Source organism: Spongiactinospora rosea, from assembly GCF_003315795.1.
Classification (GTDB): domain Bacteria; phylum Actinomycetota; class Actinomycetes; order Streptosporangiales; family Streptosporangiaceae; genus Spongiactinospora; species Spongiactinospora rosea.
The window spans coordinates 95688-109275 of sequence record NZ_QMEY01000025.1 but is presented as its reverse complement, the minus strand read 5'-3'; the positions used below and the strand labels follow the sequence as shown (position 1 = coordinate 109275).

Genomic DNA, 13588 nt, shown 5'->3' with positions numbered 1-13588 from the left:
CGCGCCCGTTGGGGGGACCGGGCGCGAGCCGTACCGGCTTACGGAGGGCGGCGGAGGGCTACCGCCGCCGGTCGGGCAAGGTCAGACACGCCTCCACAGCGCGGGCACGTTCGGCGGCTCGAAGCCCGGCCATGCCATGTGCGCCGCCGTGCACTCATATTCGACACCGCCATAGATGATCCTGCAGAACGGCGGCTGGTAGTACTTTCCGGGCGTCCATTCCTCGTAGGAGGGGTGGACCACCGCGCCCGCCTGGACGACTGCGCCCGCGGGGGCGGCGGTCGCGAAGTACGCGCCGCCCGCGAGGGCGATGCCCGTGAGCAACGAGAGTGCCGTGTGCCGGATCTTCATGGGGATGTCTCCTCTGTATCCCTTAGGGCAGGGTTGCGAGGTGCGGTTTCACCGTCTTGGAGAAGCTCCAGTTGTGCGAGGCGTCCCAGTTGATGGACCAGGTCATCGCGCCCCGGATGCCGGGGTACGTGCGCGGCGGCACGAAGCTGCCGCAGTTGGTGCCGCGGGCCAGGCAGGTCAGGGCCTGGTTGACCATCGACGGCTGGACCACGCCGCCGCCGGCCGCGCCCGCGCCCGCGGGCAGGCCGAGGGCGACCTGGTCGGGCCGCAGGCCGTTCTCCAGCTGGATGCAGGCCAGCGCGGTCATGAAGTTGACGGTGCCCTGGCTGTAGGCCGCGTTCTTGTCGCAGCCGAGCATCGAGCCGGAGTTGTAGTACTGCATGTTGACGACCGTGAGGATGTCCTTGATGGACAGCGCGAGCTGGAAGTAGCCCATGCCGGTCGACTGCATGTCGATGGTCTGCGGGGCCATCGTGATGATCAGGTCGCTGCCCGCCTTGGCGCGGAGCTGGCGCAGGGCCTGGGCCATGTAGGTGGCGTTGAGGCCGTTCTCCAGGTCGATGTCCACGCCGTCGAAGCCGTACTCCTGCATCAGGGCGTAGGCGCTGTCGGCGAACGCGGTGGCCGCTTGGCCGCTGCCTACCTGGACCCGGCCCAGCTCGCCGCCGACGGACAGGATGACCTTCTTGCCCCTGGCGTGCAGGGACGCGATGTCGGCCTTGAACTCGGCCTCGGTGTAGCCGCCGACTGCGGTGGCGAGCGCGGGGTCGAGCTTGAAGTCCAGCCGTCCGGGGCTGGAGGTCGCCTCGGCGAAGGCCACGGCGATCAGGTCGTACTCGTTGGGCGTGGCCCCGAGCTTCATCTCCACGGCCGGGTTGACGAAGTTGTGCCAGTAGCCGGTGAGGAAGTGCTTGGGCAGCGGGCCGGTGTCGCATCGGGTGACCACCGGGACCGAGTCGCTGGCCGGGCCCTCACCGTTGTCGTTGTACCCCTTGACGGTGTAGGTGTGGGTGGCGCAGGGGGTCAGGTCGCTGAGGGTGGCGGTCGTGGTCTGCACGGTGGCCTTGAGGGTGGCGCCCTGGTAGACGCGGTAGCCGGTGACCGTGCCCGAGGCGGCGGGCCACTTCAGCACGGCGCTGGTGTAGGTGAGGTCGCTGACGGTGACCGTGCCGACCTTGCCCGGCACGCCGCCGGTGCAGCCGGCCGTGGTGCCGGTGACCGGCTCGCTGGCCGGGGACTCGCCCGAGGCGTTGTACGCCTTGACGGTGTAGGTGTGCGACTCGCAGGAGCCCAGCGAGCCGATGGTGGTGCTGGTGCCGCTGACCGTCGCCCTGACCGCCGTGCCCTCGTAGACGCGGTAGCCGGTCACGGTGCCGGAGGACGCCCCCCAGGAGAGGGAGAGGGAGTCGCCGCTCGCGCTGCTCACCGTGGGCGCGCCCGGCTTGCCCGGTACGGGTACCTGGGCGTCGCCGCAGGGGTTGCCGTTGAGCGTGCAGTTGGACGGCTCGGCCGTGCCCGGTGTGCCGATGAAGCCGAAGTTGACCGTGGCGCCGGGGGCGAGGTTGCCGTTCCACCCGACGTTCTTGAACACGTACCGCTGCCCGTTCCTGGACATCAGCGCGTCCCAGGAGGAACTGATCGCGGCACCGGAGGGCATGTCCACGGCGATCTCCCACCCGTTGAGCGCGGTGGTACCGCCGTTGGAGATCGTGAACCGGCCCTCGAAACCGGATCCCCAGCTCGCCGTCTTGGTGAACGTGGCCGTGGCGGCGGCGGCCGCCGCCGGGCCGGACGTGAGCAGCAAGGAGGTCGCGGCCATGAGCACCGCGATGGCGACCGAAATGAGAGTGCGCGTGTTTCGCATGGAGCCTCAGCGTGTGTGTGGAGCGTGCTTGGGGGATGAAGGCAGCATGGTGGGGGGTGCGTGAATGCGCGTGGTGCGCGGGAAGCGGGTCGCGTCGAACGGCTGTGTTCTCGCCGACTTCACTGGTCACGGGCTATCTTTTAGGAAAGTTTCCTAAGAGTTAGAGGGATCGTAGCTCTGACTCCTCCGCCTTACAAGGCCCAAAACGGAGTGGAACGTGCGGTGAGACCGGAGATTACGGACAGTTGGCGCGATCCACTGAAGCCGTAAATACCAGGGAGGCGTTACCCTAATCCGGTGTTCCTCGGCATCACCGACATCTGGACTTACGTCGTCGGCGCGTTCCTGGTCATCCTGCTGCCCGGCCCCAACTCGGTGTTCGTGCTCACCACCGCCGCCCAGCGCGGCGTGCGGGCCGGCTACCGGGCCGCGTGCGGCGTCTTCCTCGGGGACACGGTGCTGATGGTGCTGGCCGCGGCGGGGGTCGCCTCGCTGCTGCGGTCCACCCCGGTGCTGTTCGCGGTCGTGAAGTACGCCGGGGCGGGCTACCTCGCCTGGATCGGGCTCGCGATGGTGCGCTCGGCCTGGGCCGCCTGGCGCGGCCGGGGCGGCCGGGGCGGCCGGGACGGCACGGCCCCGGAAGGGCCCGTCCGCGAACCGGCCCACCGGCCGTTCGCCAAGGCGTTCGCGATCAGCCTGCTCAACCCGAAGGCGATCTTGTTCTTCGTGTCGTTCTTCATCCAGTTCGTGGACCCGGCCTACGGCACGCCCGCGCTGTCCTTCTTGGTCCTGGGCGCGATCTGCCAGTTCTTCAGCGTGCTGTACCTGTCCATGCTGATCTTCAGCGGCACCTTCCTGTCGGCGCAGTTCCGGCGCAGGCGCAGGCTGGCGGCCGGGCTCACGGCCGGGGTGGGCGCGGTGTTCGTCGCATTCGGCGCACGGCTCGCCACTTCGAGCCTCGGCTAGCCGCCGCCGAGCAGTTGAGCGTGGCCTTGAGCGCCACGCTGACCAGCGCCAGGAACAACTCCGCGTCGTTGCGGTTGGCGATGCGCACGGTGATCCAGCCGTCCCGCTCGCCGGTGCTCACCTGCTCGCATCCGGTCAGCACGGACTCCCAGCGGTCGATCACCGGGGCGGTCAGCCGTAATTCGGCGGTGCGGCCTTTGCTCATCCGGACGATCCGCCTGCCGTTCACCCGGAATTCGAGCCCGCGCCAGGTGCGCTTCGGGGTGAGATCGGACCATGCGGTGAGCCGCGCGGCCACCGACGCCGCGTACTCGGGCGGGGTGCCGTCGGCACGGGCGAGCACGGCCATGAACCGAATGTTCCCGGACTTGCGGCCATCCGGATAGCGTCCGTTTCCGAACCGTTATACGTGCAGCGAAACGCCACATTTTCGTGGACCCATATGGGTTTGCTGGGACTCGCGGTGCGACCGGTTCCGGTCGGGTACCGTTGGCGACCGATGCGCTTCCCGCGCTATAACGTTATCCTGCCGTAACCCCGGCGAGATCTTCCGGGATGCCTGACCGCGGGCTCTCCGGGTAGTCCCCGGGCCCATGCCGCCGCCGCGCGGGCCGACCTACGGAGCGACCCTTGACCCACCCCCACGTCACCCTGCCCCGCCTGACGTCGCTCGCGCGGCAGGCCGCGCCCCGGCTCCTGGAAGGCGTCGTCGCCCCGCTGGCCGTCTTCTACGCGGCGCTGGCGCTGCTGGGCTTCACCGGCGCGCTGGCCGCCGCGACGGCGTGGGTGTACGCGGGGGTGATCTGGCGGCTGATCCGCCGCAGGCCGGTACCGGCCACCATGATCGTGGCCGCCATCGCGATCACCGGCAGGGCGCTGCTCGCGCTGTGGACCGGCAGCCCCGTCGTCTACTTCCTGCAGCCCGAGGTCGGCACGATCTGCGTCAGCATGGTCTTCCTGGCCTCGGTCCGGCTGCGCAGGCCACTGGTGCAGAAGCTCACGCTCGACTACATCCACCTGCCCTCCGCCGTGCTCAGGCACGAGCGGGTCAGGCGGTTCTTCGCCAGGATCACCCTGCTGTGGGCCTTCGTGCTGCTGGCCAACTCCACCGTGAGCATCTGGCTGCTGGTCAGGGAGCAGTTGCCCGAGCAGTCGGTGGCCGACTACCTGCTGGTGCGCACGGCCATCGTCGCGGCGATCAGCGGCACCGCCATCTGGGTCTCGGTGCACGCCTTCCGCCGTCTGCTGCGCCGGCTGCACCATGAGACGCCCAAGGCCGCGATCACCACATGACGGACCGCTTCCGCCACATCATCCAAAAGTCTTAGAGAAGTACGAGAAGCCGCGGACGAAGGGGCGATGCGCGGGCGGGCACGGGTACGTAGCGTCTCTATCGGGGATTCCCTGACCCTGTGTCGGGGATGCCGCCCGGCCATTAGGGGGTGATCCCTGATGGCCCCGGGCACCCCGCCGCGAGAAGGTTCTAGTGGTGCCCGATCCGCCCACGACCCGGAGACCTGCTGACCATGTCTGATGCCATCCTCGACATCCTCCACCAGGTGATGACCTCACCATGGGTCTATGTCGCGCTGTTCGCCGTGGCGATGATCGACGGCTTCTTCCCCGCGGTGCCGAGCGAAACGGCGATCATCACCGCGGGCGTCTTCGCCGTCGCCGGGGAGCCCAACGTCTTCGGGGTGGCGGTGGCGGCCATGCTGGGCGCGTTCGCCGGGGACCATATCTCCTACTTCATCGGGCGTACCGGGGGCGCACGGCTACGCGCACGGCTACGGCCGGGCACCGCGCGGGCCAAGGCGTTCGACTGGGCGGAACGCGCGCTGGCCGAGCGGGGCGGGCTGGTGCTCGTGGTGGCCCGCTACATCCCCGGCGGGCGTACCGCGACCACCATCAGCATGGGCACCGTCGGCTACCCGCTGCGCTCGTTCTCCTTCTTCGACTCGCTGGCCGCGGGCTCCTGGGCGATCTACTCGGTGCTGATCGGCTACCTGGGCGGCATGGCCTTCGAGAACGACCCCTTCAAGGGCCTGCTGCTCGGCCTGGGGATCGCGCTCTCCATCACCGTCGTGGTGGAGGTCACCCGCTATGTCCGCAAGCGCAAGAACACCGCGAAGGACCTGAAGGGCGAGCCCGAGGCCGAGCTGACGAGGCCGCAGGGCTGACCGCTCCCCCAGGGCCGTCAGAGATCACCCCCGGGGCGGCCCTCAGGGATTTCCCAGAGGTTTCAGGGTTGTCCCCTATGGCTTGACGCGTGCCGATCCGCGACGCTGAGAGTGAGCATTTCATCACGGGCGGTGGCATGTGACACCCGACTCGGTGACGGCAAGTCCGCCAAATGTTCGTAACCGGACGCCCATGTGAGGCGTCCCGGCCATCTCGCCATGTCTTCATGCAGGTGAAAGGAGTGCGCATGACCGTGGTCGCCGCCGGTGTTGCCCTGTTCGGCGCCCTGTTCTTCGCACTCGGCGCCGCGCTGCAGCAGGTCGAGGCCGTCCGTACGTCCGAGCATGCGCTGCTGCGGCTCGCCCGCCGCCCCCGGTGGCTGCTCGGCGGCCTGTCGATCATCACCGGAGGCGGGCTGCACATCGTCGCGCTCAGCCTCGGGCCGCTCACCGTGGTCCAGCCGATGGGCGTGGCGAGCCTGCTGTTCGCGCTGCCCATCTCGGCCGCTCTGATGGGCCGCAGGCCCGCGGGCGCCGAGATCCTGGCCGCCGCGACGGTGAGCGCCGGGCTGGCCGGGCTGGTGCTGATCGTCCCGCCGGCCTGGAACGCCCCGACGCTCAACGGCAGCGAGACCGCGACCCTGCTGACGGTCACCGGGATCGCCGCGCTGCTGCTGTGGGCGGGCTCCAGGGTCGCCGCGCCGTCCCTGCGCGCGGGCCTGCTCGCCGCCGGTTCGGGGGTCCTCTACGGGGCGACCGCCACGCTCACCCGCGTCCTGGTGAAGGGCACCTGGGAGATCTGGCTCATCCTGCTGATCCCGGTGCCCGCGATCGTCGCGCTGATGCTGCTGCAACGCGCCTACTCGGTGGGCCACTTCGGGGTGTCCTTCGCCTCGCTCCAGGTGGCCGACCCGCTGACCGCCGTGGCCTTCGGCGCCCTGCTGCTCGGCGAACCCCTTCCGGTCGGGCCCGGCGGCGTGGCCGTCGCGGTCGGCGCGGCGGGGCTCGCCTGTGTGGGCACCGTCGCCCTGGCCCGTACCACCCCCCTGTCCCACTGACCCTTGGAGATCGAGATGGCCCTTCCCTTGCCCGCCGACATGAACGCGCGGACCGCCGCCCAGTCCGCCCAGCCGGGCGCCGGGTCCGCCCCGGCGCGGCCGCTGCGCGTGCTGATCGCCACCGACACCTACCCGCCCGACGTGAACGGCACCTCCTACTTCACCGGCCGGCTGGCGACCGGCCTGGCCGAGCGGGGCAACGAGGTGCACATCGCGTGCCCGTCCACCGAGGGCCCGGCGGCCAGACTGGCCGTGGACGGCACCTGGGAACACCGGCTGCGTTCGGCCCCGCTGCCGGTCCACCCCACCATGCGGGTGTCGCTCCCGCGCCGCCTGGATCGCCTGGTCGCCGAGCTGCGGCCCGACGTGGTCCACGCCCAGGGCCACTTCGTGGTGGGCCGGGCGGCCATCGGGGCGGCCCGCCGCGCCGGGGTGCCGGTGGTCGCCACCAACCACTTCATGCCGGACAACCTCTTCCAGTTCGCGCACATCCCCGCGAAGCTGCGCGGCCGGGTGGGCCGGATCGCCTGGCGCGACCTCAACCGGATCTTCTCCCGCGCCGACCGCGTCACCACCCCGACCAGGATCGCCGCCGAGCTGCTGTCCCGGCAGGGCTTCTCCGGCGAGGTGGAGCCGGTCTCCTGCGGCATCGACCTGACCCGGTTCCATCCGTTCGCCGAGCCCAAGTCCTGGGCGCGAAAGTCGATCAGCCTGCCGGAGCGCCCGACGATCCTGTTCGTGGGCCGCCTGGACGAGGAGAAGCGGCTGGACGACCTGGTGCGGGCGCTGCCGTTCGTGCTCAACGCGACCGACGCGCAGATCGCGTTCGTCGGGCGGGGCAACCGGCGCGAGCACCTGGAGCGGCTGGCCGCCCGGATCGGGGTCGGCGACCGGGTGCGCTTCCTGGGCTTCGTACCGGACCAGGCGATGCCGCAGACGTTCGCGGCGGCCGACGTCTTCGCCATGCCGAGCATCGCCGAGCTGCAGAGCATCGCGACCCTCGAGGCGATGGCCACCGGGCTGCCGGTGGTGGCGGCCGACGCGATGGCCCTGCCGCACCTGGCGATCCCCGGCCAGAACGGCTTCCTGTTCCAGCCCGGCGACGTACACGCACTGGGCGCGCACCTGACCGAGCTGCTGACCGACGACGCGATGCGCGCGGAGATGGGCCGGGCCAGCCGGGCGATCGCGATGACCCACGACCACCAATCCTCATTGGCAAGATTCGAGCAGATCTACGCGAGTGTGACCCGTTGAGCGCATTGCCCACGTCATCCGCCTCTCCCGCACCGCGAAAGGTGCGGGACGCCCCGTCCGCCTCGTCGGCCCCGTCCGCCCGCATGTGGTCGTGGCCGGCCGCCGCCGGGCCGGTGCTGGCCCTGATCGCGATGGCCTACACCCACCTCACGCCGTCGGTGGGCGTCAGCCCGCTCAGCGGCCTGATCAGCGACTACGCGCTGAACGACGCCACCAGGGGCACGGTGCTCGCCGGCACCCTGCTGCTGGCGATGAGCTGCCTGTGGACCACCTATGGGCTCGCCCAGACGGCCCCCGCGCGCAGCGCGGCGACCCGGGTGCTGCTCACGTTCGCCGCCCTGGGCCTGTTGCTCAGCGCCATCTTCCCCACCGACCCGACTCCGGGCGTCAGCTCCATGGGCGGGGAGATCCACCGCTGGTCCTCGGCCGTGGTCTTCACCGGCGTGCCGTGCGCGGCCTGGATGCTCGCCAGGGGCGGCGCGCGGCTGCGCCACCTGCGCGTGGCGGCCGTGTGGTGCACCGGCCTGCTCGCGGCCTTCCTGGCCGCGCACCCCGGCTCGTTCGTGTCGGACATGATCAACGGGACGGCCTATTACGGCCTGCTCCAGCGGGTGCTGCTGGTCACAGTGATGGCGACGCTCTTCCTGATCGCCATGGCCATCCCGCACCTTGGGGAGCGTCGGTAAGCGTCCGGTCAGGAGGGGGCAAATCGGAACCCGCAGAAAGCTACGCTAACGTAGGTTACGTTAGCGTAGATCGCCATAGGGAGCGGGTATGCGTCAGTGGACCCAGACCGAATTGCTGCATGAGCTGGAGCCGGTCGTGGCCGGGGAGCTGGACAGACATCTGGGCGTCGCCAAGGAGTGGTTCCCGCACGAGTACGTGCCGTGGAGCGAGGGGCGCACCTTCGACGGCGTCCTCGGCGGCGAGGCGTGGACCGAGGCCGACTCCAAACTGCCGGAGGCGGCCAGGATCTCGTTGATCGTCAATCTGCTCACCGAGGACAACCTGCCCAGCTACCACCACGAGATCGCCACCACCTTCGGCAGGGACGGCGCGTGGGGGACCTGGGTGCACCGGTGGACCGCCGAAGAGGACCGGCACGGCACCGCGCTGCGCGACTATCTGACCGTCACCAGGGCGGTCGATCCGGTGGCGCTGGAGCGCGAGCGGATGGCGCACATGAACAGCGGCTTCACCACCGAGTACGGCACGATGCTCCAGCAGCTCGCGTACGTGTCGTTCCAGGAGCTGGCGACGCGCATCTCGCACCGCAACACCGGCAAGGCGACCGGAGACCCCGTCTGCGAGCGGCTGCTCGCCCGGATCGCCGCCGACGAGAACCTCCACATGCTCTTCTACCGCAACCTGCTGGCCGCCGCGTTCGAGCTGGACCCCGACCAGACCATGCGGGCGGTCACCGACGTCGTCACCACCTTCCAGATGCCGGGCTCCGACCTTCCCGGCTTCGCCCGCAGGGCGATGGTGATCGCCCACGAGGGCATCTACGACCTGCGCCTGCACCACGACGACGTGCTCATGCCGGTGCTGCGCCAGTGGGCGGTGTTCGACAAGAGCGGGCTCGGCGCGGAGGGCGAGAAGGCCCGCGAGGAGCTGGCCTCGTTCCTGGAGAGGCTCGACACGACCGCCTCGCGCTTCGTTGAGCGCCGCGAGGCCAAGCGCGCCGCCGCTGCCGCCAGGGCCGCCGGCCGCCGCTGACCCCGCCCCGGACGACCACCCCCGACGACCACCGCGGCGGACGCCCCGGCCCTCCCCCGAGAGTCACGGCCCCCACGTCCGCCGCAGCACCACCCCGCCGACGCCATGGCGGGCCGGAACCGGTGACACGAAACCGGTGACCGTGCCGAGGCCCCGGACGGGACCCTCCTGGCATGGGCCGTTGACCATCTCGCCGGCATGCGATCTGCTACCGATCACACCGCCCCTCCGGCGGTGCGACCGGTAGGAGGAACCTCCGTGCGCCTGCGTATCGCGTTGACGATCCTCGCGCTGGCCGGGACGTCGCTGGTGACACCCCCCGCCCTCGCGCACTCCGCTCCGGCATCCGGATGCGACCCCCTGGCGGGCACCGAGTGCCTGCTGCCCTTACCCAACGACTGGTTCACCACCCCCGCCAAGACGCCGACCGGCCGCAGGGTGGCCTTCGACGCCGCGGCCATGCCGCGCAACGCCGCGGGGACCCCGATCGACCCCGCGCTGTGGAACCTCGCCGACGGGTTCTCACCGGGTTCCATGCTGCTGGCCCATGTGCCGGGGCTCGACCTCGCCGCGACGGGCGCCGCGCCGGTGACCGACGTGGGGCGCTCGCTGCGCCGGGACGCGCCGATCGTACTCGTGGACACCCGTACCGGCGAGCGCGTGCCGTACTGGGCCGAGACCGACGCCAACGCCCCCGGGCCGGACCGCCGGGCGCTCATCGTCCGCCCGGCCCGGAATCTGCGGGAGGGGCACCGCTACGCGGTGGCCCTGCGGGCCCTGAGAGACGCGGAGAGCCGCGTCCTGCCCGCCCCCGAGGTCTTCACCCGGCTGGCCGGCTCCGCCCTGCCTGCGGGCGATCCGCTGGCCGCGAGGCAGCGCGCGCTGCGCCGTACGCTGGCCGACCTGCGCTCGGCCGGGGTCGCCACCCGCGGCCTGTACCTGGCGTGGGACTTCACCGTGGCCAGTGAGCAGGGCATCGCCGGACCGGCGCTGCGGATGCGCGACGAGACGCTGCGCGGGCTGGGCGGCCGGTCTCCGGAGTTCACCGTCACCTCGGTCACCGACCTCACCCCCGAGCAGGACCCGCAGGTGGCGCGCGAGGTCACCGGCGAGGTCCTGGTGCCGAACTACCTCAACAGGCCCGGCGGCCCACCCGGATCGAACCTCAACCGCGGCCCCGATGGGCTGCCCCGCCCGCTCGGCGACTCCGTACGGGCCGGTTTCACCTGCGTGATCCCGAGGTCGGCGGCCGCCCGCCGTCCCGCGCCGCCCGCCCTGTACGGCCACGGCCTGCTCGGCAGGGACGCCGAGGTCCGCGCGGGCCACGTCAGGGCGATGGCGGCCGAGCACCACCTGGTGTTCTGCGCCACCCGCTGGATCGGCATGTCGGAGGAGGACATCCCGCACGTGGCGGCGGTGTTCGGCGATCTGAGCACGTTCGGCACCGTGCCCGACCGGCTCCAGCAGAGCCTGCTCGGCTTCATCGCGCTGGGCCGGGCCATGGTCACCCCGGACGGCCTGGCCGGGCATCCCGCGTTCCAGGACGAGCGGGGCGGTCCGCTGATCGACCACCGGGCGGCGCTCGGCTACGACGGCAACAGCCAGGGCGGCATCGCCGGGGGCGCGCTGGTCGCGCTCTCCCCCGACGTGCGCAACGCGGTGCTCGGCGTCACCGGGATGAACTACTCCACGCTGCTCGACCGCAGCGTGGCCTTCGCGCCCTTCCGGCCGCTGATGGAGCGCTCCTACCCTGACCCGCTCACCCGGCAGGTCTGCTTCGCGCTGATGCAGATGCTGTGGGACCGCGCCGAGACCAACGGCTACGCCCACCACCTCGGCCGCGACCCGCTGCCCGGTACGCCCCGCCACCGGGTGCTCATGCACGTGGCGTTCGGCGACCACCAGGTCGCCCCGGTGACCGCCGAGGTGGCGGCGCGGACGATCGGGGCGCGGATCCACCGGCCCGCCGTCGCCGGCGGGCGCAGTCCGGACGTCGTGCCGTACTGGGGGATCGGGTCGCTGCCGCGCGGGCCGTACCGGGGCTCGGCCCTGGTGGTCTGGGACAGCGGCACCCCCGCGCCACCCACCGCCAACACCCCGCCGAGCGGCCCCGAGTACGGCCGCGACCCCCATTCCGACCCGCGCAACGACCGTGAGGCGCGGGCCCAGAAGGGTCACTTCCTCAAGGTCGGGGAGGTCGTCGACGTCTGCGGCGGCGAGCCCTGCTCGGCGGACCCGGCCACCTGAGCGCGTCCCCGCTGGGGCAGGCGGTAGGCCCACTGCCAGACCAGCTCCAGCGGGCCCCGGTCGAAGGAGCGCAGCCACAGCGCGGACAGCGCCATGAACAGCGCGCAGATCCCGGCCCACGCGCCGATCACCCACCACGGGCGCAGGTCGGCGAACCTGGCGGCCAGGCCGAGCCCCCAGCCGTAGCAGATCACCGAGGCCACCAGGTTCTGGAACACGTAGCAGGACAGCGCGGTGCGGCCGACGCCGGTCAGGCCCCTCCTGAGCGGCCCGGCCGTACCGCGCATCCGGGCGACGACGGCGGTGACCAGCCCGAGCAGCCCGAGGGCGACGAACGGCGGCAGCACGTACCGGTCCACGAAGAACCAGGCGGGATCGGCGAACGCGGTGACCGCGTTGAGCGGCAGCGCCACCCCGAGCCCGATGACCATGAGCCGCGTGCGCAGCCGCGCGCCGCGCGCCGAGGACTCGAAGACGCCCGCCCGGGTGAGCCGCGAACCGGCCAGGAACAGCACCGTGGCCATCGGGATGATGAAGATCGACTCGGCCCGGTAGATCGGCATGAGCTGGAGCCGGGCGGCGACCTGGTCGAGCCAGGACCCCTCGGTGTACAGCGGCGTGACCGGCCCGCCGATCTGGGAATCCACGTTGAACAGGGCGTACGTGATCAGCGCCGCCGCGACCGCGTGCAGGGCGCCCAGCGCGATCATCCAGGCGCGCACCGCCCGGTCGCTGCGCCCGATCAGGTAGGCCACCAGCACCGAGGTGACCGCGTACCCCATCAGCACGTCGAACTCGAAGATCAGCACATAGTGCAGCAGCCCTTCGGCGAGCAGCAGCGCCGCCCGCCACAGGTACCAGCCGGGCCAGCGGACGCCGCGCCGCAGCGCGGAACGATATTGCAGTTCCAGTCCCACGCCGAAGAGCAGGGTCAGCAGCCCGAGGAACTTCCCGTTGGCCAGGAACCGCAGGAAGGTCTCCACCGGCTCCGCGCCGGACCCGATCCCCGCGCCGGGCCCGCCCGGAGCGGTGAACAGCCAGATGTTGGTGCCCAGCGTCCCCATGATCGCCACGCCGCGCAGGACGTCGAGCGCCTCGATTCGCCTCATGCTTCCAAGCGTCGCCGCGCCGCCCGCCCGCCACATCGTCGCGCGGAGCCATTCGCCGCCTACACAGATGGGTGTACGCCGCGCATCCAAAGTCGGACCGCGCCCCCCACCGAAGTCAGCGGTCGTGAACCTCGGAGGCGCGGGAGAGGGGCCAGAGCGGGATGTCCGCGCCGAAGGCCGTCGCCTGCTCGCGCAGGGCCAGGAACTCCGGGTCGGACCGCGCCGCCTCCGCGCCCTCGCAGCCGGTCATGTAGGCGTCCAGGAAGGCGGTGACGGCCGAAGCCGGGACGGTGCCTCCCGGAGGGTCGAGGCAGAGCAGGAACATGCCCCGCACCCGGGGCAGGCCGGGCGCGAGCGCGGGCTGGAAGTAGGCCAGCGGAAGCAGCGACCAGCCGGTCCGCTCGTACATCCGCAGCCGGGCGACGGGGTCGCCGAACGGCGTGACCGGGTGCAGGCCGGGGTCCTCGACCTCGGCGAGCACGGCCACGGGCCGCTCCCGGGGCACCCACTCCCGGCGGACACGGTCGATCAGCGCGGACCCCAGCCCCCTCCCCCGCGCCTGCGCGCGGGTGGCGAGGTAGTCCAGCAGCAGGATGCCGCTCGCGCGGTAGTGGCTGCCCAGCGCGCCCGCCACGGGCTCGCCGTCCAGCAGCGCGATCGTGCCGAGGCCGCCGGAGGCGGGGGCGCGGTAGTAGGCCAGCGCCTCGTCCCGGCCGACCAGCTCGGCGGGCGGGAACGACGGGGCCAGCACGGTCTCGTAGAAGCGGCGGAACAGCTCCGCGTCGGTGTCCGCGCACTCCACGAGGACCGGCCCGCTCTCAACGGTCATACGGCCAT

General features: G+C 71.6%; 13 protein-coding genes. 8 read left to right on the top strand and 5 right to left on the bottom strand.

Annotated elements, in window-relative coordinates; all coding sequences use genetic code 11:
• Window positions 1–81 precede the first annotated feature (81 nt).
• Window positions 82–351, bottom strand: a complete 270-nt coding sequence (locus DP939_RS37015) for a carbohydrate-binding protein (RefSeq protein WP_113985483.1) — start codon at window positions 349–351, stop codon at window positions 82–84.
• A 22-nt stretch (window positions 352–373) separates the two neighbouring features.
• Complete coding sequence (locus tag DP939_RS37010; protein ID WP_225878725.1) at window positions 374–2215, bottom strand: cellulose binding domain-containing protein; 1842 nt, start codon at window positions 2213–2215, stop codon at window positions 374–376.
• A gap of 297 nt (window positions 2216–2512) precedes the next feature.
• Here DP939_RS37010 and leuE point away from each other — a divergent pair, with 297 nt between their 5' ends.
• The gene (gene leuE, locus DP939_RS37005) at window positions 2513–3181 is read left to right on the top strand and encodes a leucine efflux protein LeuE (protein ID WP_113985482.1); all 669 of its coding nucleotides are present in this window, start codon (window positions 2513–2515) and stop codon (window positions 3179–3181) included.
• On the opposite strand, the gene DP939_RS37000 is transcribed toward leuE, so the two are convergent.
• Window positions 3114–3530 carry a luciferase family protein gene (locus tag DP939_RS37000; RefSeq protein WP_113985481.1) on the bottom strand — a complete coding sequence of 139 codons (417 nt, stop codon included), beginning with the start codon at window positions 3528–3530 and terminating at the stop codon, window positions 3114–3116. The two genes, leuE and DP939_RS37000, sit on opposite strands and share 68 nt — an antisense overlap.
• Window positions 3531–3811: 281 nt before the next feature.
• On the opposite strand from DP939_RS37000, the gene DP939_RS36995 reads away from it, so the two are divergent.
• The 7 genes from DP939_RS36995 (at window position 3812) to DP939_RS36965 (ending at window position 11642) form a co-directional block, all read left to right on the top strand.
• Window positions 3812–4474, top strand: coding sequence for a VC0807 family protein (locus DP939_RS36995; protein WP_113985480.1), 663 nt, complete (start codon window positions 3812–3814; stop codon window positions 4472–4474).
• 233 nt (window positions 4475–4707) lie between these two features.
• Window positions 4708–5361, top strand: coding sequence for a DedA family protein (locus DP939_RS36990; RefSeq protein ID WP_113985479.1), 654 nt, complete (start codon window positions 4708–4710; stop codon window positions 5359–5361).
• 248 nt (window positions 5362–5609) lie between these two features.
• Window positions 5610–6419 (top strand): DMT family transporter, encoded by an 810-nt coding sequence (locus DP939_RS36985; protein WP_113985478.1) that lies wholly within the window; start codon window positions 5610–5612, stop codon window positions 6417–6419.
• 15 nt (window positions 6420–6434) lie between these two features.
• Complete coding sequence (locus tag DP939_RS36980) at window positions 6435–7676, top strand: glycosyltransferase (RefSeq protein WP_404828622.1); 1242 nt, start codon at window positions 6435–6437, stop codon at window positions 7674–7676.
• An 83-nt stretch (window positions 7677–7759) separates the two neighbouring features.
• Window positions 7760–8362 carry a DUF998 domain-containing protein gene (locus DP939_RS36975; protein ID WP_113985477.1) on the top strand — a complete coding sequence of 201 codons (603 nt, stop codon included), beginning with the start codon at window positions 7760–7762 and terminating at the stop codon, window positions 8360–8362.
• An 88-nt stretch (window positions 8363–8450) separates the two neighbouring features.
• The gene (locus DP939_RS36970) at window positions 8451–9395 is read left to right on the top strand and encodes an acyl-ACP desaturase (RefSeq protein ID WP_113985476.1); all 945 of its coding nucleotides are present in this window, start codon (window positions 8451–8453) and stop codon (window positions 9393–9395) included.
• Window positions 9396–9653: 258 nt separating this feature from the next.
• On the top strand, window positions 9654–11642 hold the full coding sequence (locus DP939_RS36965) for a hypothetical protein (RefSeq protein ID WP_113985475.1): 1989 nt from the start codon (window positions 9654–9656) through the stop codon (window positions 11640–11642).
• Here DP939_RS36965 and DP939_RS36960 read toward each other — a convergent pair.
• A complete protein-coding gene (locus tag DP939_RS36960) occupies window positions 11570–12751 on the bottom strand; it encodes a DUF418 domain-containing protein (protein ID WP_225878724.1) in 1182 nt (393 codons plus the stop codon). The two genes, DP939_RS36965 and DP939_RS36960, sit on opposite strands and share 73 nt — an antisense overlap.
• Window positions 12752–12866: 115 nt before the next feature.
• Entirely contained in the window at window positions 12867–13580 is a 714-nt protein-coding gene (locus DP939_RS36955) for a GNAT family N-acetyltransferase (protein ID WP_113985474.1), read from the bottom strand.
• Window positions 13581–13588: the final 8 nt, after the last annotated feature.

What these genes read in the sequence shown, in the direction of transcription:
- DP939_RS36990 (WP_113985479.1), top strand. Translation starts at nt 4,708, where the DNA reads ATGTCTGATGCCATCCTCGACATCCTCCACCAGGTGATGACCTCACCA.
- DP939_RS36975 (WP_113985477.1), top strand. Translation starts at nt 7,760, where the DNA reads ATGTGGTCGTGGCCGGCCGCCGCCGGGCCGGTGCTGGCCCTGATCGCG.
- DP939_RS36970 (WP_113985476.1), top strand. Translation starts at nt 8,451, where the DNA reads ATGCGTCAGTGGACCCAGACCGAATTGCTGCATGAGCTGGAGCCGGTC.
- DP939_RS37015 (WP_113985483.1), bottom strand. Translation starts at nt 351, where the DNA reads ATGAAGATCCGGCACACGGCACTCTCGTTGCTCACGGGCATCGCCCTC.
- DP939_RS36985 (WP_113985478.1), top strand. Translation starts at nt 5,610, where the DNA reads ATGACCGTGGTCGCCGCCGGTGTTGCCCTGTTCGGCGCCCTGTTCTTC.
- DP939_RS37010 (WP_225878725.1), bottom strand. Translation starts at nt 2,215, where the DNA reads ATGCGAAACACGCGCACTCTCATTTCGGTCGCCATCGCGGTGCTCATG.
- DP939_RS37000 (WP_113985481.1), bottom strand. Translation starts at nt 3,530, where the DNA reads ATGGCCGTGCTCGCCCGTGCCGACGGCACCCCGCCCGAGTACGCGGCG.
- DP939_RS36960 (WP_225878724.1), bottom strand. Translation starts at nt 12,751, where the DNA reads ATGAGGCGAATCGAGGCGCTCGACGTCCTGCGCGGCGTGGCGATCATG.
- DP939_RS36980 (WP_404828622.1), top strand. Translation starts at nt 6,435, where the DNA reads ATGGCCCTTCCCTTGCCCGCCGACATGAACGCGCGGACCGCCGCCCAG.
- DP939_RS36955 (WP_113985474.1), bottom strand. Translation starts at nt 13,580, where the DNA reads ATGACCGTTGAGAGCGGGCCGGTCCTCGTGGAGTGCGCGGACACCGAC.